Genomic DNA, 20,023 nt, shown 5'->3' with positions numbered 1-20,023 from the left:
AGGTCCGTGCGGCACAGTCTAGGTGCCGACGGATCGCCAGCACCGTGCTCACTCCGTCGGCATTTGTTCATGTCGAGGAGTGAATATGTCAGTGATGGATCGTATCCAGGCGGTAGGCATCGTGCTGCCAACCGCGGAAATGCCCAGGGCGCTCTATGTCCCGTACACGCTGCACCATGGTTTGCTGACGGTATCAGGCCAACTGCCGCTGCAGGACGGCAAGCCCATGTTCGTCGGCAAGGTGCCTGGCACTGTCAGCGTCGAAGCGGCGCAGGCGGCGGCACGGCTTTGCCTGGCCAACCTGCTGGGCTGGGTGGCCGCCGCGGTCGATGGCGATTTCGAACGGATCCGGGGCATCGTGCGGGTAGGCGGCTACGTTGCAGCGGATCCGGGTTTCAACGATGCGCCGCTGGTGATCAACGCCGCGTCGGAGCTTCTCAACCGGATTTTTGCCGAGCGGGGGCGCCACGCCCGCCTTGCGCTCGGCGTGGCGAGCCTTCCGTTCGGTGCCCCGGTCGAGATCGAGGCAACCTTTGCGCTGGACGCCTAGGCGATGGGCGCCGCGACAAGGGCCGGCTACGCCGACGTCCTGGTGGGCCTTCAATATGGCGACGAGGGCAAGGCCCGAATCGTTGATCACCTCGCTGCCGGGTATGACGTGATTGCGCGTTTCAATGGCGGGGCCAACGCCGGACATACCATCGCCACGCCCGCCGGTTCGCTGCGGCTGCGGCAAGTGCCTTCTGGGGTGCTGCACGCTGGCGTTGCGCTTTACATCGGCTCGGGCTGCGTGGTCGGGTTGGAGCAGCTGGCATCCGAGATTGCGATGCTGGCGGCCCAAGGTATCAGCATGGAGGGACGGCTGACAATCAGCGACAGGTGTCCGCTGGTTCAGCCGCGGCATGTGCTGGCGGACCGCCGCGATGGCGCGCGGATCGGCACCACCGGCAACGGCATCGGTCCGTGCTACGCCGATATGGCGGCCCGGATACAGGGCGCCGAGCGCGTTGCGTTCCAGTTGCGCGACCTGTGGTGTGACGAGGAGCGCGTGTTCGAACTGATGACCCGGCTGGCATCGCAAGCCGACGACGATGACGAGGCCATAGCGGCGATGGTGGACGGCATGCGCCGCGCGTGGAGGGTGGTTCGGCCGTTCGTGACGAATGATGCTGTCGCGCTGTTGCGGCGGGTCGAGGCCGGTGCAAGGGTACTGTTCGAGGGTGCACAGTCGGTGATGCTCGATGTGGTTCATGGCGTCCAGCCGTGGGTCACGTCCAGCCATACGCTGCCCGCCTATGCCTACGTGGGCGGAGACCTGCCGTGCCGGTATCACCGCAAGACCATCGGCGTGGCCAAGGCCATCGTCTCCCGGGTCGGCAACGGCCCGCTGCCGACCGAACTGGGCGGGCAGCGTTCCGAGGCCTACTGCGCCGCGGCGGCGCATGCGGGCCGCGGCCGCGCCGAGGAAGCGGCCAGCCACGATCCCCTGAAGTTGCTCGCCGAAGCGGATGCATTCTCGACCGGCATGGCTATCCGGATGCTGGCGAACGAGTACGGCACCGGCACCGGCCGGCCACGGCGCGTGGGCCTGCTTGACGTTGCGCAACTGCGGCTCGCGATACAGCAGGCCGGTGTCGACGAGGTGTATCTCAACAAATGCGACAGCCTGGCCGCCTTTTCCCATACGCCCGAGGGTTGCATTCCAGTCGTCGCTGGCGAGGCCGGTAGCGCCGGTAGCGCAAGCCAGCGTGTGTTGCAATTTCCGGCGTTCGCGCAGGACGCCATACCGACGGATGCCGCCTCGCCGCTGCCCCCGCAGCTTGAAGTGCTGCTCGAATGGCTGGCGCAGGCGATCGGCCGACCCTTGCGCGGCATCGGACTAGGACCGGAACGCACGCAGATGCGGCTTCTTGAACCCACCCAGCAGACCACACCATGACAAGCACGACCCCTGCCTACCTGCGCAGCGAGATGCGCCGGACCGACCTGGCCTGGACCGACTGGCCGGCCATTGAAGCCTTCCTGAAGAACGAGCTGATCTGCCGGGTTGCGGTGCATGACGAGCCTTACCCCTACATCACCGCGCAGAGCTTTACCTTTACCGGAGACGCGTTCCTGATCCACAGTTCCAGGTTCGGCAAGCTTGCCGCGGCGATCCGGGCGAACCCGCTGGTCACGATCGAAATCGATCGGCCGGTGGCCTTGTTGAAGGCGCCAAAGGGCCAGAACACCAGCCTCGAGTATTTCAGCGTCATCGCGCGCTGTGAAGTCCGGCTGCGTGACAGTACCGATGAAGTGCGCGCGCACCAGTACCAGGCGCTGGACAAGTTCCGGCCCGAAAAGGACTACTCGCCGATCGAGGATGGCGCGGCCAGCCAGATCGTGGCCTATCGCTGCGAGATCCGCGAGTTGAGCGCGAAGAAGCGCATCCTGGCTGACGGACAGTATTCGCCGCCAGGGCAGCCACGCGCGCCGTACCTGCGCTATCCGTTTCAGTCCGGTGCGACGCTGTCCGGTCTGCCGCCGGAAGCGTTCGATCCCCATCGGTTTGCGGCGAAGTAGGGTTCGCCATCGCATGACATGAAGAGGTGCCTCGGCACCTCTTTTTTTATGTCCGGTGGCTTGGGACAAGCGCCTCCAATGCCTTGGCGCCTGCGAGACAGACCTTGGCGTTCCGGCGCGCGTAGCGCACTCGCCCGCAAGCGACAGTAGCGAACGATAGCGCAGCCACGCGTTATCGCTTGCCGCCAGTGCCATAGAGCACTGGCACTAGAACGACTGGAGACAAGATGAAGCACACCCCTCTCGAGCTGATGCGCGTGCGCACCGGCGACCGGCTGGAACGGCTGCCCGTATGCGGGTATCACCGCCTTCTGTTTGCAATCATTGCGCTGGCCTTCTTCTTCGACAATCTCGACCTGGCCATGATGACGTATTTGCTGGGTTCGATACGCACGGAGTTTGGCTTGACCGCTGCGCAAGCGGGCATGCTGGGAAGCGCCAGCTTTGTCGGCATGGCCGTCGGTGCGCTCAGTTCGGGAATGCTTGCCGACAGGTTCGGACGCAAGCCGGTGTTCCAGGTCAGCATGATCATCTGGGGCGTGGGCAGCTATCTCTGTTCGACCGCGAGCAACCCCATGGAACTAGGCGCATACCGGCTCCTGCTCGGAATCGGCATGGGCATGGAACTGCCGCTGGCACAGACGCTGATGTCGGAGTTCATTCCGGCGCGGCAGCGCGGCAAGTACCTGGCATTGATGGACGGCAACTGGCCGATCGCGTTCATCTGCGCTGGCCTGATGTCGTACTACGTGCTGAGCGCCTATACCTGGCGCACGATGTTCCTGCTTGGTGCGGTGCCGGCGCTCTTCCTGATCGTGGTCCGGCGCTTCGTGCCCGAGTCTCCGCGCTGGCTGGAATCGCAGGGGCGCCATGCGGAAGCCGCAGCGATCGTCGAACGTATCGAGCAGTCGGTGATGCGGCGGATGAAGCTTGATGCATTACCGGAAGTCACCGCGGCGGCTGCGGCGGCGGAGCCGGAGGCGACGGGATTGCGGGTGCTGTGGTCGCGCGCATACCGCAGCCGGACCCTGACTGTCTGGGGGCTGTGGTTCTTTGCCCTGCTGGGGTTCTATGGCCTCAATACATGGATCGGCGCGCTGCTGCAGCAATCCGGGCTGGATGTGACCAAGTCCGTGTTGTACACGGTGTATATCTCGATCGGCGGGATTCCGGGCTTCCTTTGGGCGGCGTGGGTGGTGGAGCGCTGGGGACGCAAGCCTGCCTGCGTGGCGACGCTGGTCGGGGGGGCGTGCATGGTCTTTATCTATGGCCGGGTCGCTGGCTCGGCGTCGGAGCAGCTTGCGCTATTCCTCTCCGGCGGCATGATGCAGTTCTTCATGTTCGGCATGTGGGCAGTGCTTTATACCTACACGCCGGAGCTCTATCCCACGCGCGCTCGCGCTTCTGGCTGTGGCATGGCTTCGACGGTGGGGCGCATCGGCTCGCTGCTGGGGCCGACGCTGGTGGGCGTGGTGCTGCCCGTCGCGGGGCAAGCTGGCGTGTTCTGCCTGGGCGCGCTGTGTTTCCTTGCCGCGGCGGCAATCGTGCTCCGGTTCGGCATCGAAACCCGCGGCAGGGCGCTGGAAGCCATTGCCGACTAAGGTACTGCCGGCGAGTCGTGGCGGCAGGTATCGGACCAGCTGCGTCAGTCCACCACCGCCACGACGCTGGCAATGCCTTGCCGGGCCATCTTCACATAGGGGCAGAAGCGCTCGGTATTGCGCACCAGTTCTTCGGCCAGCGCGCGGGCCACGCCCGGCATCCTGACGCGGACATCCGCGGACAGCGCATAGGCGCCGTCCACGGGGTCGCGGCCGAAGGCGACTTCGACTTCCACGGCGATGTTGTCGATGTGGAGGCCGGCGCGCCGGGCCAGCAAGTGCAGGGCGCCGTGGAAGCACGCGGCATAGCCCGCGGCGAACAGCTGTTCCGGGTTGGTGCCGTTGCCCGGACCTCCCAGCGCGGCCGGCAGCCGCAGGTCGATGACGAGGTTGCCGTCATCGGAGCGGGCCACGCCGGAGGCGCGCCCGTGTCCGGTTTCGCCGCCCGTGACGGTGACGGTGGTGGTGTAGAGCGGATCGAAGCCAGGCCCGCGGTATTTGTCGAGCAGGCTCAACGGCGGGGCTTGCAGCTTCCGGTTCGCCATGGGCCGGCCCTGGGGTCAGGCGCGCGCTTGCTGGCGCTGTCGCAGCCATGCCTCGAAGCTGGTCTTGCCCAGCCGCGCGGGGCCCTCGGGGACCAGCGTGCCATCGTCCAGCTCGGCGCCAAAGTAGCGCGCCCCGGCGTCGACGACCACCTTGCGCGGATCATCGGTGGCTTCGAGATAGCGTTGCACCAGCTCGCTCAGCGCAAAGCGCTGCGGCCCGGCGATATCGATGATGCCGTTGGCGGGATCGGCAAGCGCCTGGTCGGCCACGGCCTCGGCCACGTCGTCGGAAGCGATCGGCTGGATCGATGCGGACGACAGGCGGATCGCGTCGCCGTCGGCGCCCGATTCGGCGATGCCGCCGAGGAATTCGAGGAACTGCGTGGAACGGACAATGGTGTAGGGGATGCCGGCGTTGCGGATCAGCGCTTCCTGCGCGATCTTGCCGCGGAAGTAGCCGCTTTGGGCGAGCTTGTCGGTGCCGACCACCGACAGCGCCACATGGTGCCCGACCCCCGCGGCTTTCTCCGCCGCCGCCAGGTTGCGGCCCGAGGTCTCAAAGAAATGCAGCACGGCATCGTCGGCGAACGACGGGGAATTGGCCACGTCAACGACCACCTTCGCGCCGGCAAGCGCCTGCCCGAGGCCTTCGCCGGTCAGCGCATTCACGCCCGTCTGTGGCGATGCCGCCACCACTTCATGGCCCTGCGCGGCAAGCCGGGCCACGACCTTGCTGCCGATCAGTCCGGTACCGCCAATCACAACGATCTTCATCACGCACCTCGGTTCGGTTGGAAGGGATGGGCCGTCGACCCATGTCCCATGCTAGGTGAGCGAGGATCGACGCGGTAGCGCCGCGGGCGGATGCACGCTGTTTCCCGTCCCGCACCAATCGTCGCCAGGCTGCGGCAAGGAGGTTTTCAGCCGGTCACCCCGGCGCGGTACGCGCTCGGCGAGAGGCCAAGGTGGCGCTGGAACGTCAGCCGCATCCGTTCCTCGCTGCCGAAGCCGCACTGCCTGGCGATCTGGTCGACCGGCCGGTGCGGGTCCTGCAGCAGCCGCCGCGCGGCTTCCAGCCGGAAATGCTCCACCCCCTTGGCGGGCGTGCGGCCGGTCTGCTGCTTGTACACCCGCGCAAAGTTGCGCGGGCTCATGCCGGCCTGCTCGGCAAGCTGCTCGACCGAGAGCGTTTCCCGCGACAGGTTCTCGACGATCCAGAGATGGAGGGCCTCGAACAACGGCACCTGGCGGCTCTGCGTCAGCAGCATTTCGCTGAGCTGGGGCTGGCCGCCGGGGCGCTTGATGAACACCGCCAGTTCCCGCGCCGCGCTCAGCGAGATGTCGTGGCCGTAGTCCGCTTCGACCAGCGCCAGCGCCATGTCGATGCCGGTGGTCACGCCGGCCGAGGTCCAGATGCGGTCCTGGCGCACGAAGATGGCATCCTGGTCCAGCGTGACCGCGGGAAAGCGCGCGCGGAACGCCTCGTGCATGGCCCAGTGCGTGGCCGCGCGCTTGCCGTCGAGCAGGCCCGCCTGCGCCAGCAGGAAGGCGCCGCTGCAGACCGACGCGACGCGGGGCACCTGGGCGGCGGCCTGCTCCAACCAGGCGACCAGGGAGGTGGCGCTGTCGAGCAGGGTGAGCATCTCGGGCGCGCCGGGCAGGACGATGGTGTCGATACGCCGCAGGTCGATGGCCGCAAGCGGCAAAGTATCCACGGACGTGCCTTCGGCCGAGGCGGTCAGGCCGCCATGCTCGCTGGCCAGGTAAATCCGGTAGCCGGCCAGGCCGCGTTCGCGCGCGTAGCGCGACGCCGCCCAGAACGCGGTTTGCGGCCCGGTGAGGTCCAGCACGCTCATGCCGGGAAAGGCGACGAACAGCAGGCCGCGCGGGTGGTGGTCGAACGGCAGGGCAGAGTCGTGTGCGGCGGGCGCGGAGGCGGAAGGGGCCATGGCAAGGATCGCGAAAGTCGGTCGATGTTATGCCAGGCGCGCGATCCGCGGCAAGGCGCGACGGCCGCTGTCGCGCGTCGTGCGGCGCCTGCGGCACGACGCGGCTGCGGCCAGGCCTGGCGCATCGCCATGTCTGCATTGTTGCGTGCCGCAGCCGCCGGCTGGCAGAAATCGAGGGGCATCTGGCATTTACCCGGCGCGCGGCGGCTCATTAAGATCCCGGCATGGTCATGCGCCACGCAGCGTGGACCTGAACCCTGGCATTGCGCCGAAAGGCATAGACATGGACATCGTCGTACCCGATCTCCGTCCGGCGTCCCCCGCCAGGCGCGCTGGCCCGGACACGGGCACACCCGGCCTGTTGCAACGGGGGCAGCAGCACGGGCGGCGCGAGGGTGCGCACGATCGCGCTTCTGACCGCGCCACCGACCGCGCGGACGGCTTGTCCGCCAGCTTCGCCGCCAGCTATGCCGGCATCATCGCCTTCATGGCGGTCGCCACTGAAGGCAGCTTCTCCAGGGCTGGCGAGCGGCTGGGCATCGGCCGCTCCGCGGTCAGCCGCAATGTGCAGAAGCTGGAAGCGCAGCTCAGCACCCGGCTGTTCCTGCGCACCACGCGTTCAACCAGGCTGACGCGCGAGGGCGAGCGCTTCTTCGAGAACTGCCACCAGGGCGTGGCGCAAATCGTCGATGCCATGAACGATATGCTGGCGCTGCGCCAGGGCCCGCCGAGGGGCCTGCTGCGCATCAGCGCCGCTACCGGCTTCGGGCGCAAGGTGGTGGCGCCGCTGCTGACGCGGTTCTCGGCAGCCTATCCGGAGATCTCGCTCGACTTGCTGCTGGATGACCGCCCGCTGGATTTCGCGACGGAAAAGATCGACGTGGCGTTCCGCAACGGCCGTATCGAGGATTCCAGCATCATCGCCAGGCAACTGATCCCGATGCAGATGGCGGTGTGCGCGTCGCCGGCGTATGCCGCGCGGCACGGCTTGCCGCTGACGCTGGACGATCTCGCAAGGCATGAATGCATCCATACCCGGGTCGGCGGCGCGCGCGTGCTGGAATGGGAGTTCAAGGTCGACGGCCACCTGCGCAAGCTGCTGCCTGCCGGCAGGCTGACCTTCAACGACCCGGACCTGGTGCTGGCGGCGGTGCTGGACGGACTGGGCCTGGCGCAAATGGCAGGCTACCAGGTGTGCGAGCCGATCGCCCGCGGTGCGCTGGTCACCGCGCTGGGCCGGCATGCGCCAGACGATCGCGGCCACTATCTCTGCTACCTGAGCCGGCAGCACCTGCCGTCGCGCATCCGCGTGTTCGTCGACTTCATGACAGAGGCGATCCGGGCACAGGACCTGCACTGCCTGGCGGACTTCGGCATGGATTATTCAAAAACGGGTCCGGGTGGCTGATGCCGGCAGGAGTGCCCCTAGGCCGCACCGTTGGCATAACGCCGCTGCAATTCCTCGAACGACACCAGCTCCCCGCATATTGCGCTGGCCGCCACCGTTGGCGGGCTGGCCAGCCAGACCTGTCCCGGACCGGAGCGCCCGGGGAAGTTGCGGTTGATCGAGCTGACCGTCACCTGCTCCGGCCGCTCCGACGATCCCGGGCCGCAGTTGGCGCAGGCGCCGCACGACGGCTGGAGGATGCGCGCGCCGATGGCCTGGAAGGTCTCCAGGTAGCCCTGGCGGATGCAATAGTCGCGCACGTCGGTGGTGCCGAACTGCAGGTAGAGCGTGACTTGCGGCGCAAGACGCAGGCCGCGCTGCACGGCCCAGTGCAGGACCTGGTGATACCAGTCGAAGTCTTCGCGCTTGCCGGCTGTGCAGGAGCCGCCGTAGGCAATGTCGACGGACACCCGCTGCGTCAGCGCGGCCAGCGGCATGCCGTTGCCCGGATCGCCGGGGCGGGCCACCATGGGTTCGAGCGTGCCGCAGTCGATGTCGAGCGTGTCGGCGAACGCGGCGCCGTCATCGCTGCGCATCCAGGGCTCGATCTCGAAATCGATGCCGCGCCGTTCCTTCAGGAAGCGCACGGTCTCGGCGTCGGGCGCGACGATGCCGGTGAAGCCGCCCAGTTCGGCGCACATATTGGTCAGCGTGGCGCGCTCGTCGATCGACATCGCGCTGACCGCCGGTCCGGTGAACTCGAATACCTTGCCGACGCCGGCACCGGCCTTGATGTCGGCCCGGGCCAGCAGATGCAGCACCACGTCCTTGGCGGTGACGCCCGGCGCCAGTGCGCCATCCAGGCGCACCAGCAGGCATTGCGGCAGCGTCATGCGCACCGCGCCGGTCACGAAGGCATTGGCCATGTCGGTGGTGCCGACGCCGAACGCCACGCAGCCCAGCGCGCCGCTGTGCGGGGTGTGGGAATCGGTGCCGACCACGACTTGCCCGGGCAGGGCATAGCGCTCGGCCATCATGGCGTGCGAGATGCCGGCCGCACGCGCGACCGCGGCGCCGCGGGACTCGTCCTCGGTCAGCGTGCGGTGGCACCGGAGCTGGTAGTCACGCACGAAGTCGCGTTGCGCTGCGCACATGCGGGCGACGTTGTCGACCAGCCCGCCGCGCACGTGGGCCGGGCTTTCGCCAACATAGGAGGTGTGGTCCTCGAACACCACGATGCGGTCCGCATCCCTGAGCTGCAGCGGCTTGCCGAACGCCGCGTGCAGCATGTGGGCGCACATGCCGGTGTAGTACTCGTGGATAAAGCGCCAGTCGGCCCGCACGAAAATGCCGTCGCCCGCAAGCGGGCGCTCCGGCGTCACCGGCGTCGCCAGCAGATGCCGCTGCACGATTTTCTCGAACAGGGTCTGCGGGCCGGAGGGGTGGCTGGTGGACGCGGGTTCCACGTCGCTCAGGTAGGCCTGGCCGAACCTGAGCAGCCCGCCATGCCGCAGGATGGCGGCGGCCAGGGCGTCGCGCCCGGCCACCAGCGTGTCCGCGTCGATGGCCTCGCCTTGCTCCAGCCGGGTCAGCAGGCCGAAGTCGGTCGAGGTGAACAGGCCGATGTTGTCGGCATTCTGGCGGTAGATGCGCTCGAAGCTGCGAGCGATGACGAGGCGGATGCCGGCCAGCTTCTCTGCCGCCGGACTATGCTCGCGCGACGAGCCCTTGCCGTAGCGGTTGCCGGCAACGGTCACGGTGAAGCCTCCGTCGCGGATCGCGCCGGCCGGGACCAGGCAGGCACCTTCGACCTTGTAGCCGGTATAGGGAAAGCGGCCGAGCGCGTCGTCATAGTGCGTCAGGATCGGCACCGGCGTGATCTCGTCTGTCGAGACGTCGTCGCGCAGCGCGCCGGCGGCGGCCAGCGTCATCGGCTGCCCCTGCAGCTGTGTCGTCATGGCCGACGCCGAGTCGGCAAGGAACAGGATGCGGGCCGTGGCCCCGATGGCGCTCATGCAGGTCTCCGAAGGCATTTCGGCGCAACTCTACCGGCCCTGGCGCGCGCGCACGAAGCGCTGATGCGGCATCGCGGCTATCTGCGTCAAACATATCAGGGTAAACCCGATGGTCATGCGCGGGGATCATGCTCAGTGTGCGCCGCAAGGTTAGTATCGGGCGACATTCCGGCCTGCCCACCCGGGCGCACTGACCCATGCACCGCATCGATCCCGTCAATATCCAGCTGTTCCTGGCCGCGGCCCGCGAGGGCTCGATCAAGCGCGCGGCCGAAACCGAGCATATTGCCCAGTCGGCGCTGAGCCGGCGCATCGCGGAGCTGGAACGCAGCCTGGGGGTGGTGCTGTTCGTGCGCTCGCCCGCCGGCGTGGTGCTGACCGATGCCGGCGCGCGCGCGCTGGAACTGGGGCGCAAGCTGAACGACGACATCGCCAGCTTTGCACGCGAGGTGCAGGACCTGGGCGACCGGGTCGCCGGCGTGGTACGGGTGTCGGCCAGCCCGTCGGCCATCATCGGGTTCCTGCCGGAGCGCCTGCATGCGTTCAAGGCGGCGCATCCGCTGGTCGAGATCGCGCTGTACGAGCGCTCCACCGCGGAAACGCTACGTGCCTGCCTGGATGACCGCGCCGACGTCGGCATCGGCGTCGCGGCCAAGGCGCCGGGCGGGCTGGAATCATGGGCCTTCGCCAGCGATCCGCTCAATGTGGTGGTGCCGTCGTCGCATGCGCTGGCCCGGCGCAAGCGCATGCGCTATGCCGAGGTGCTGGAACATCCGCTGGTGGTGGTGCAGCCGGGCGGCGCGCTCGACCAGGACCTGCGCGAGCAGGCGGCCAACCTGCGGCTGCCGTTCAACCAGGGCGTGGCGGTCTCCAGTTTCGAGGCCGCCTGCCGCATGGTGGAGGCGGGGCTGGGCATCGCCGTGCTGCCGGCCAGTGCCGGCGTGGCCTATGCCGGAACGCGGCGCTTTGTGCGCGTGCCGCTGGATGAACCGTGGCGCCAGCGCCAGCTGCGCATCTATGCGCCATACAAGCAGCCGCGGCTGCGGGCGATTGCCGCGATGATCGAGGCGCTGCAGCCAAAGGCTGGAACCGACGCTATGCCGGGCTGAGATACCCGGTCCAGCGGATTAGCACTCGGCCACCGCCGCGTCGCAACCCTACACTCCGTGCCAAAGCCACCGTCCACGGTGCGATTCACGGTCGATTCGACCCACGGAGACAAACCATGCAGATCTCGCTGTTTCGACAGGCGTGCAAGGCGCTTGCGGCCCTGACCACGCTGGCAATGCTTGGCGGCCAGGCCGTTCCAGCCCATGCGCAGGATGGCAAGCCGCTCAGGCTGATCGTGCCGACCCAGCCCGGCTCACAGGCCGATGCCGTGGCCCGCGCGCTGAGCCAGCCGCTGGGCAAGCAGCTGGGCCAGTCGGTGGTGGTCGAGAATATCGCCGGCGCCGGCGGCGTGCCGGGCACCCAGCAGATCGTGCGCGCGCCGAAAGACGGCTCGACGCTGGGCCTGATCTCATCGAACCACGTCATCAACCCGTTTATCTACAAGAGCCTGCCGTACGACGCGCTGCAGGACATCACGCCAATCACCGTGATCGGCACGCTGCCGCTGGTGCTGGTGGTCAATCCCGCGGTGAGCGCGCACAACACCAGGGAACTGCTCACGCTGCTGAAGGCGAAACCGGGCGAACTGAACTACGGCTCGTCGGGCAACGGCACGGTGCTGCACCTGGCCGGCCAACTCCTGGCCAGCGAGGCCAGGGTGGATATCCGCCATGTGCCGTACAAGGGCGCCGGCAACTACACTACGGATCTGGTCGGCGGCCAGGTGCAGATGGGCTTCCTGACCGTGCAGGCGGTGCTGCCGCTGATCAAGGCGGGCAAGCTGCGGGCGATCGCCGTGTCCACCGCGCAGCGGGTGCCGGCGCTGCCCGAGGTGCCAACGCTGGCGGAATCGGGTGTGCCGCGCTACAGCTTCGATGCGTGGCTGGCGATCGTCGGCCCCGCGGGCATGCCGAAGCCTGGTGTGCAGGACCTCCAGGCGAAGATCCAGGCCACGCTGCGCGAACGCGAAGTGCAGGAGCAACTGTCGGCGCAAGGGCTGGTGGTGACGGGCACCGGCGCCGACGCGGCGGTGCCGTTCTTCAGGAACGAACTGGACAAGCATGCGCGCATCGTCAAGCAGGCTGGCGCCACGCTGAACTAAAGGCTCCGGGCCCTGCGCAAGCCGGCCCGCCACACGCTTGCGCGCTTCAGCTGCCGCAAGCGTGGATCAGGAATTCGCGCAGCGCATCGGCCGGCTTGCCCAGCTTGCGGCCGGGCTGCCACAGCATGCCGACCTCCATGTCGGGCACCGCATTGGCAATCGGCCGGGCTTCGATCTGCTTGCCTTCCAGCGACCAGGGCCGATACACCATGTCGGACAGCACGGTGACGCCGAAGCCATGCGCCACCAGCCCGCGCAGGGCTTCCATCGAACCGGTGCGGAAGGCGATATTGGGCGCGAGCCGGTGGCTGCGCCAGTAGCGCAGCGTTGAGTCCTCGGCCTCGTCGACGGTGATGAGCAGGTACGGATACGCCGCGATATCGCGCAGCGAAGGCCGCTCCACCTCCAGCAGTGGATGGCTGGCCGAGGTCCATAGCTGTCGCCGCGACCGCATCAGCGTATGGCGCTGGAAGCGCTGCGGCTTCTCCAGGTTGGACAGCAGCGCGATGCCGAACTCGATCTCGCCCGCCAGCACGGCGCGCTCGATGTCGGGGCGGTCCATGTCGAGCAGATCCAGTTCGATATCCGGATAGTTGGTGCGGAAGCGCGCCAGCAATCCCGGCAAAAAATATCCCAGCACGGTGTAGGACGCCGCCAGCCGCACGCTGCCCTGCAGCCCGTGCACCTGGAAGCGCGGCTCGCGCAGCGCGTCTTCGACCGAATCCAGGATCTGGCGCGCATGCTGGAAGAACAGGTGGCCTTCGGCGGTCAGCGTCACGCCATGCGGCCGGCGCTCGAACAGGCGCACGCCCAGGCGCTGCTCCAGCGCCAGCACGGCATTGGTCACGGCCGACTGAGACACGTGCTCGGCGGTCGCCGCCATCGAGAACTGCCCGGTTTCCGCCGCCGCGACGAAATAGCGGAACTGCCGCAGCGTGACTTCCTTGGCCAGTCTTTCCGAACCTTCGCGCGCCTTGAACATGGTGTCTCCGAGGTATCCGTTTTGCAGATATCAGGTGTTGGAATTCATGATTTTACGATGACCGCGCCGATTTCTACACTCCTTCGGATAGCAGATAAAGCAACCAGAACGAAGCCCGGAGACCCACATCGTGAATGCCCCGCTCAATCCCGCCTTGCTCGAAGCCCTGGCCAGCGCCAGCCTCGACGACAAGTACACCCTGGACCAGGGCCGTGTCTACCTGAGCGGCGTGCAGGCGCTGGTGCGCCTGCCGATGCTGCAGAAAGCGCGCGACCGCGCCGCCGGGCTCAATACCGCCGGCTTTATCTCGGGCTACCGCGGCTCGCCGCTGGGCGGCGTCGACCAGGCGCTGTGGAAGGCCAAGCAGCATCTGGCGGCCAGCGACGTGGTGTTCCAGCCGGGCGTCAACGAAGACCTGGCCGCCACCGCGGTATGGGGCAGCCAGCAGGTCAACCTGTTCCCCGGCGCCAGGCGCGATGGCGTGTTCTCGATGTGGTATGGCAAGGGGCCCGGCGTCGACCGCTCCATCGACGTGCTCAAGCACGCCAACTCCGCCGGCTCGTCGCGCCATGGCGGCGTGCTGCTGCTGGCCGGCGACGACCATGCCGCCAAGTCCTCCACCGTGGCCCACCAGTCCGAGCACGTGCTGCAGGCGGCCGGCATCCCGGTGCTGTACCCCGCTAACGTGCAGGAATACCTGGACTACGGCCTGCATGGCTGGGCCATGAGCCGCTATTCGGGGCTGTGGGTGGCGATGAAGTGCGTGACCGACGTGGTCGAGTCGACCGCCTCGGTCGAGATCGACCCAAACCGCGTGCAGGTCGCGCTGCCGCAGGACTTTGCCATGCCGGCGGGCGGCCTCAATATCCGTTGGCCCGATTCCCCGCTGGAACAGGAAGCGCGGCTGCTCGATCACAAGTGGTATGCGGCGCTGGCCTACGTGCGCGCCAACCGCCTGAACCGCGTGGTGCTGGATTCGCCCAACGCGCGCTTCGGCATCATGACCGCCGGCAAGGCGTACCTGGACGTGCGCCAGGCGCTGGTGGACCTGGGCCTGGATGACGACACCTGCGCCCGCATCGGCATCCGCGTCTACAAGGTCGGCTGCGTGTGGCCGCTGGAGGCGCACGGCGCGCGCGAATTCGCCACCGGCCTGGAAGAGATCCTGGTGGTCGAAGAGAAGCGCCAGATCCTCGAATACGCGCTGAAGGAAGAGCTGTACAACTGGCGCGAGGATGTGCGCCCCAAGGTCTTCGGCAAGTTCGACCAGCGCGGCAACGACGGCGGCGAGTGGTCGGTGCCGCGCGGCGACTGGCTGCTGCCGGCGCACTACGAGCTGTCGCCGGCGCTGATCGCCAAGGCCATCGCGCGCCGGCTGGAACGCTTCGACCTGCCGGCCGAGGTGCGCGCGCGCATCGCCGCGCGCGTAGCGCTGATCGAGGCCAAGGAGCGCGAAGCGGCGCAGCCGCGCATCGCGGTGGAGCGCAAGCCGTGGTTCTGCTCGGGCTGCCCGCACAATACCTCGACGCGCGTGCCGGAGGGCTCGCGCGCACTGGCCGGCATCGGCTGCCACTACATGACCTTGTGGATGGACCGCAATACCGAGACCTTCAGCCAGATGGGGGGCGAGGGCGTGGCGTGGACCGGGCAGATGCACTTCACCAACGACAAGCACGTGTTCGCCAACCTGGGCGACGGCACGTACTTCCATTCGGGGCTGCTGGCGATCCGCGCGTCGATTGCGGCCCGGGCCAACATCACCTACAAGATCCTGTTCAACGACGCGGTGGCGATGACCGGCGGCCAGCCCATCGACGGCGTGCTGACGGTGCCGCAGATCGCGCACCAGGTCTTGGCCGAGGGTGCGAAGAAGCTGGTGGTGGTCACCGACGAGCCCGCCAAGTACGGCGATGGCGCGATGCTGCCGTCCGGCGTGGCGGTGCTCCATCGCGACCAGCTCGATGCCGTGCAGCTGGAGCTGCGCGACACCGAAGGCGTCACCATCCTGATCTACGACCAGACCTGCGCCACCGAGAAGCGCCGCCGCCGCAAGCGCGGCACCTATCCGGATCCGGCCAAGCGCGCCTTTATCAACGACGCGGTGTGCGAAGGCTGCGGCGATTGCTCGGCCAAGTCCAACTGCCTGTCGGTGGAGCCGCTCGAGACCGAGCTCGGCACCAAGCGCAGGATCAACCAGTCGTCGTGCAACAAGGACTTCTCCTGTGTCAACGGCTTCTGCCCGAGTTTCGTCACGGCCGAGGGCGCGCAGGTGCGCAAGCCCGCGGCGGCGGCCGGCAAGGGCAGCGGCGCCGACTTCGCGGCGCTGCCGCAGCCGCGGCTGCCCGCCCTGGAGCGGCCTTACGGCGTGCTGGTCACCGGCGTCGGCGGCACCGGCGTGGTCACCATCGGCGGGCTGCTGGGCATGGCGTCGCACCTGGAGCGCAAGGGCGTGACCGTGCTCGACATGGCCGGCCTGGCGCAGAAGGGCGGGGCGGTGATCAGCCACGTGCAGATCGCATCCGCTCCGGAGCACCTGCATGCGACCCGCATCGCCACCGGCGAGGCGCGCCTGGTGATCGGCGGCGACGCCATCGTTTCGGCCTCGGCCGAAGTGCTGTCCAAGGTCCGGCACGGCCTGACCGCCGCCGTGGTCAACAGCGCCAACACCCCCACCGCGGAGTTCATCAAGAACCCGAAGTGGAAGTTCCCCGGCGCCAGCGCCGAGCAGGACCTGCGCGCCAGCGTGGGCGAGGCTTGCGCCTTCTTCGACGCCAGCGCCTGGGCGGTGACCCTGCTGGCCGACGCCATCTATTCCAACCCGCTGCTGCTGGGCTATGCCTGGCAGAAGGGCTGGATCCCGTTGCAGCACGCAAGCCTGGTGCGCGCGATCGAACTCAATGGCGTGTCGGTGGACAAGAACCGCCTCGCTTTCGAATGGGGCCGTTACCTCGCCCACCACGGCGAGGGCGCGGTCAGGGCGCTGCTGCCGGCTGCGCCGGCCGCCACCAGCGCGCAGGTCGTGGCGATGCCGCAGACGCTCGACGCGCTGATCCGCAAGCGCGAGTCGATGCTGACCGATTACCAGAACGCCGCCTATGCCGCGCGCTATCGCGACGCCGTGGCGCGCATCCGCGCCGCGGAGCAGCAGCTGGGGATCGACCGCAAGCTGCCGCTGACCGAGGCCGTGGCCCGCAACCTGGCCAAGCTGATGGCGTACAAGGACGAGTACGAGGTGGCGCGCCTCTACACCGACCCGGCCTTCCTCGACAAGCTGCGCGCGCAGTTCGAAGGCGAGCCCGGCCGCGACTACCAGCTCAATTTCTGGCTGGCACCGCCGCTGCTGGCCAAGACTGACGCCAAGGGCCATCTGCTCAAGCGTCGCTTCGGTCCCCGCACCATGACGGCATTCCGCCTGCTGGCGCGCCTGAAGAGTCTGCGCGGCACTGCGCTGGATGTTTTCGGCAAGACCGCCGAGCGCCGCGCCGAGCGTGCGCTGGTCAGCGACTACCTGGCCATGGTCGAAGAGTTCGCGGGGTCACTGAGCGCGGACAACCTCGACACCGCGCTGGCCCTGGCCGCGCTGCCGGACGATATCCGTGGCTACGGTCACGTGAAGGAGGCCAGCATGGCCGCGGCGGCGGTGCGGCGCGAGACGCTGCTGGCGCAGTATCGGGGGGCGGCGCGGCGGGATGCGGCCTGACCGCTGAGGCTCGAGGCAGCGCATCGGCCCGGCGACGGGGGCACGCCAACGGGCGTGCCCGACAAAGGGATGAATCGGCAAATCACGTCATCGTTCACCGCATCCAGCGCCTGGTGGACGACGCGCGGTCAAAGCGTTTAAGCATAGCTGGCGTGGCAGCGGCGCGCGCCAGATCTCGGTGCGAAAATGCACGCAATGAGAAGAAAAAATCCCCGGCCAAAGGCCTCGCTTTAACTATACTTTTGGACGTCGCCAGGGGCGCTTCGGAGATTATCTAATAACCCGTCGCCGGCCGAGTAATTTTTTTTCTCTGAAGCATTTTGTACGGGCTGGACCAGCCGTGCCGGCCTCGTCATGGCGCCTGCCGGTCCTACGTGCGCGCAGCGGATCAGCAGACGATCCCAGCCAGCGCTTGTGACCAGGGATAGTGGCTCGCGGGAAACTCCATTTGGTATTAGGTAATTACAGAACAGCTCGGTCCCAAAAAAAAACTGCCAACTCCTTGACCGATTAAAGGAGAGCAACGTAAACAGCAAGCCGTTATTTCTCATCCGGGGGCTCAACAGATTCTCTGGAGACGAACATGAAGAATCTAGCCCTGGTTTCATTGGCTGCGTTGCTGGCCGCTCCCGCAGCCTGGGCCGAAACCATCCCCGCCAATGGGCCAAGCGGAGCACATTACGCAAGCGGCTCTGCCGAGCCGGTCTGCGCGATAGATTCGTCCCAGGACGTCAGCTGTACCGGCACCACTATCGGCGGGGTCGGCAATACCAATGCGACAGCAATACTGTCCGCGACTTACTCCGGCACGGTGCAGTGCCGGAACCGTGGCGGCCAGATCGTCGACGTAAAAACCCAGACCACCGAGGCAACGTCCTCCGGCACCCTGAGGCCTTCCAGGAATGGGCAACTGGTGGTGCCTCCGCTCAGCACGACGGCGCCGACCGCCGAGGAACTGCAGGCTGCAGCGGTCTGCCCCAACGGGAACTGGACCAAAGTGCTGCTAGGGGGGCCGACCCTTACGAGCTTCGTGTACACGGTTACCTTCGCCGGCTTCAGCCAGCCGTATATCAGCATCGTCGGTCCCTGATCGGCCTGGCACAGGCTTCGGCACATTCGACTGATACCGGAATATCCGACACCGGCGAGAGCGTCCTGAGCCATTGGGAAGGCGTGCCAGCACTGCGGGCACGCCGCAATCGGCTACGGCGGGTACCGTCATTGCGTGCGGTACCACGCCTGCCTTTTCCTGAATCATCGGATGATTCGCCATGCGACAAGACCTTCATCTCAATGACTGCGTGCGGGCCGTCTCACCTGCGCCGCACCACTACTGGAAGATCCCGTGGATGCTGGGGTTCAGCCTGCTGCTCGCCGGATGCGGAGGAGGAGATCCGGCTCCCGTATCCATGACAGCCCCGCAGCAAGCGCTATCAGGGCAGAGTCCGTTCGCCGCGCAAGGCACGCCGCCTGCGCGGGAAATCCAGGCACCTTCGGCCGTGGCCGACGAAACCGCCGTGCCTTCTGCAGATTCCCCCGAACTTGCGCAACTTGGCGCGCTACCGCACCTGTCATCGCTGTCGGACCGTGAGAAGGCAGGCTTGCTCATGCTGCTGCGTACCCGGTCACCCGCGCAACGGATGGCATTGATCAACATGTATCCCAGCCTGGTCAGACTGCCCGAGCAGCAAAAGGAGCTATTGCTGGACCGGCTGGAAAAGATCGTGCCGGTCACGGTAAGTCAGCGTTAGTGACCGCTGCGGGAGCAGCCCTGTACCCCTGTCAAGCATGCCAGATCGACGGCGGTCGAACTGCAGTGCCGGCCGATGGCCCCCTGCCATCCTAGGCCGCCGTGACAGGCGTCGTACCCGCTGCCGGTGGATCGGCAAGCGACTTCTGGTAAGTCGTCGGTCCCTGCAGGTGCGCGGCCATCTGCAGATACTGCTCGCTGTTTCGCTCGAGATAGCGGCCCCACGTTTGCTGGGATTCGCGGTACTCGCGCCGCGACGCGGCGTTCTGCGCAACGAACATGTCGACCACGCCGCCAAGCGTGGAGGGCTCGCATTCCATGGCATCGCACGCAGCATCGCCAAGGACTCGCCGTGCCAGCGCAAACACCAGCTCGCGGGCGACCGAAGCGGGGCCGTTGGGCATCAGCGCGGCCAGCCGTTCGGCGACGGTGTCCACCAGGGCGCCCTGGATCGCGCGAACGTTGTCGTCCAGGCCGATCTGCTGGGTTGCCAGCAAGGCTTCGCGCCAGGCAGCGCCCTGCTTGTGGCTGGTGATCTGCGCGCACCAGTCCGGATCGATGCCTAGCAGGTGACCGACGTATCCCCAGTAGCGGTACAGCGCGGCTTCCTCATCCGCGCTCAGGTCTATGCCCAGGCGCTGCAGCGCGCTGAAGGGCACCACGGTGAAGTCGAGCCAGGTATTGAGCGTGTCGGCGCGATTGATCGGCACGCCGTCGGCCCGCACATCCCAGCCGCGGCGCAGGAACGCGGTACGCACGCGCGCATGCAGCAAGCGGACCTGTATGGTGCCGATGTAGCCCGCCTGGCCGCGCGCGAGCCCGCCGGGAGAGGTTGCGTGGATGCGCCACGTCGCGGTTTCCGCCAGGCGACGGCCGGCGGCATAAGCCAGGTTGCCGGTGTTGGCCAGCACCTTCGCCACCCGGATGTTGGTGTAGTTCGGCAGCAGCGAGGCAAGCGCCAGCGCAATCGAGTGCCAGAACGGCGGAATCGAGATCGAAGCCCGGTCGCCGGCTGCCACCAGCGCGGTGTCGATACCGGGCGGCACCTGCTCCAGCGCGCGCACGAAGGCCGCGATGGCTGGTGGCGGCGCATCGACCGCATCCAGTCCATGGCGCAGGGCGTGGGCCAGCTTGTCGCGCGCGGCCGCGCCTAGCGCATCGAGTTCGGCAATCACGGCCTCGGCAAGCGGATCACCTTGCTGGACGGCTTCCGTAAGCATGGCCACGCGTGCCGGGTCGGGCACGGAACGGCTCAGGGCTTCTGTGTCGATGAAGTTATTGGTCGTCATAGCATCTGTCTGGTGCTGACGCGCGCGGCGC

Annotated in this window: 16 protein-coding genes; 10 read left to right on the top strand and 6 right to left on the bottom strand. The window is 67.4% G+C overall.

The window, feature by feature from the left end:
- Nucleotides 1-85 precede the first annotated feature (85 nt).
- The 4 genes from C7416_RS19420 (at nt 86) to C7416_RS19405 (ending at nt 4,163) form a co-directional block, all read left to right on the top strand.
- The gene (locus tag C7416_RS19420; protein WP_181461277.1) at nt 86-550 is read left to right on the top strand and encodes a RidA family protein; all 465 of its coding nucleotides are present in this window, start codon (nt 86-88) and stop codon (nt 548-550) included.
- 3 nt (nt 551-553) lie between these two features.
- The gene (locus C7416_RS19415; protein WP_111520424.1) at nt 554-1,939 is read left to right on the top strand and encodes an adenylosuccinate synthetase; all 1,386 of its coding nucleotides are present in this window, start codon (nt 554-556) and stop codon (nt 1,937-1,939) included.
- Entirely contained in the window at nt 1,936-2,562 is a 627-nt protein-coding gene (locus tag C7416_RS19410; RefSeq protein ID WP_181461276.1) for a pyridoxamine 5'-phosphate oxidase family protein, read from the top strand. The genes C7416_RS19415 and C7416_RS19410 overlap by 4 nt, the downstream gene beginning before the upstream one ends.
- Before the next feature lie 227 nt (nt 2,563-2,789).
- Nucleotides 2,790-4,163, top strand: coding sequence for an MFS transporter (locus C7416_RS19405; protein ID WP_111520423.1), 1,374 nt, complete (start codon nt 2,790-2,792; stop codon nt 4,161-4,163).
- Between the two features lie 44 nt (nt 4,164-4,207).
- Here the strand turns inward: C7416_RS19405 and C7416_RS19400 are convergent, their stop codons facing one another.
- The 3 genes from C7416_RS19400 to C7416_RS19390 all read right to left on the bottom strand — a co-directional run bounded on the left by C7416_RS19400 (nt 4,208) and on the right by C7416_RS19390 (nt 6,657).
- Nucleotides 4,208-4,708, bottom strand: coding sequence for an Ohr family peroxiredoxin (locus C7416_RS19400; protein WP_111520422.1), 501 nt, complete (start codon nt 4,706-4,708; stop codon nt 4,208-4,210).
- A 15-nt stretch (nt 4,709-4,723) separates the two neighbouring features.
- A complete protein-coding gene (locus tag C7416_RS19395; protein ID WP_111520421.1) occupies nt 4,724-5,482 on the bottom strand; it encodes an SDR family oxidoreductase in 759 nt (252 codons plus the stop codon).
- A gap of 146 nt (nt 5,483-5,628) precedes the next feature.
- Entirely contained in the window at nt 5,629-6,657 is a 1,029-nt protein-coding gene (locus C7416_RS19390) for a GlxA family transcriptional regulator (protein ID WP_111520420.1), read from the bottom strand.
- A gap of 283 nt (nt 6,658-6,940) precedes the next feature.
- On the opposite strand from C7416_RS19390, the gene C7416_RS19385 reads away from it, so the two are divergent.
- The gene (locus tag C7416_RS19385) at nt 6,941-8,065 is read left to right on the top strand and encodes a LysR family transcriptional regulator (RefSeq protein ID WP_240988262.1); all 1,125 of its coding nucleotides are present in this window, start codon (nt 6,941-6,943) and stop codon (nt 8,063-8,065) included.
- 17 nt (nt 8,066-8,082) lie between these two features.
- Here the strand turns inward: C7416_RS19385 and C7416_RS19380 are convergent, their stop codons facing one another.
- Nucleotides 8,083-10,059 carry an aconitase family protein gene (locus C7416_RS19380; protein ID WP_181461275.1) on the bottom strand — a complete coding sequence of 659 codons (1,977 nt, stop codon included), beginning with the start codon at nt 10,057-10,059 and terminating at the stop codon, nt 8,083-8,085.
- Nucleotides 10,060-10,256: 197 nt separating this feature from the next.
- On the opposite strand from C7416_RS19380, the gene C7416_RS19375 reads away from it, so the two are divergent.
- Entirely contained in the window at nt 10,257-11,168 is a 912-nt protein-coding gene (locus C7416_RS19375; RefSeq protein WP_111520417.1) for a LysR family transcriptional regulator, read from the top strand.
- A 116-nt stretch (nt 11,169-11,284) separates the two neighbouring features.
- On the top strand, nt 11,285-12,271 hold the full coding sequence (locus C7416_RS19370; protein WP_111520416.1) for a Bug family tripartite tricarboxylate transporter substrate binding protein: 987 nt from the start codon (nt 11,285-11,287) through the stop codon (nt 12,269-12,271).
- Nucleotides 12,272-12,317: 46 nt separating this feature from the next.
- On the opposite strand, the gene C7416_RS19365 is transcribed toward C7416_RS19370, so the two are convergent.
- Nucleotides 12,318-13,253: a LysR substrate-binding domain-containing protein gene (locus C7416_RS19365; RefSeq protein ID WP_018007449.1), complete on the bottom strand. Its 936-nt coding sequence runs from the start codon at nt 13,251-13,253 to the stop codon at nt 12,318-12,320.
- Nucleotides 13,254-13,383: 130 nt separating this feature from the next.
- On the opposite strand from C7416_RS19365, the gene C7416_RS19360 reads away from it, so the two are divergent.
- From C7416_RS19360 to C7416_RS29355, 3 genes are all read left to right on the top strand, one after another.
- Entirely contained in the window at nt 13,384-16,953 is a 3,570-nt protein-coding gene (locus C7416_RS19360; protein ID WP_111520415.1) for an indolepyruvate ferredoxin oxidoreductase family protein, read from the top strand.
- Nucleotides 16,954-17,536: 583 nt separating this feature from the next.
- Complete coding sequence (locus tag C7416_RS19355) at nt 17,537-18,043, top strand: hypothetical protein (protein ID WP_111520414.1); 507 nt, start codon at nt 17,537-17,539, stop codon at nt 18,041-18,043.
- A gap of 181 nt (nt 18,044-18,224) precedes the next feature.
- Nucleotides 18,225-18,704: a hypothetical protein gene (locus C7416_RS29355; protein ID WP_240988263.1), complete on the top strand. Its 480-nt coding sequence runs from the start codon at nt 18,225-18,227 to the stop codon at nt 18,702-18,704.
- Between the two features lie 91 nt (nt 18,705-18,795).
- Here the strand turns inward: C7416_RS29355 and C7416_RS19345 are convergent, their stop codons facing one another.
- Entirely contained in the window at nt 18,796-19,992 is a 1,197-nt protein-coding gene (locus tag C7416_RS19345; RefSeq protein WP_181461274.1) for an oxygenase MpaB family protein, read from the bottom strand.
- Between the last annotated feature and the right edge of the window lie 31 nt (nt 19,993-20,023).

The sequence above is a fragment of the Cupriavidus phytorum genome (assembly GCF_003254285.1).
Taxonomy (GTDB): Bacteria; Pseudomonadota; Gammaproteobacteria; order Burkholderiales; family Burkholderiaceae; genus Cupriavidus; species Cupriavidus phytorum.
Note: the sequence above shows the minus strand (reverse complement) of the source record. Positions and strands in the feature narration are given on the sequence as shown.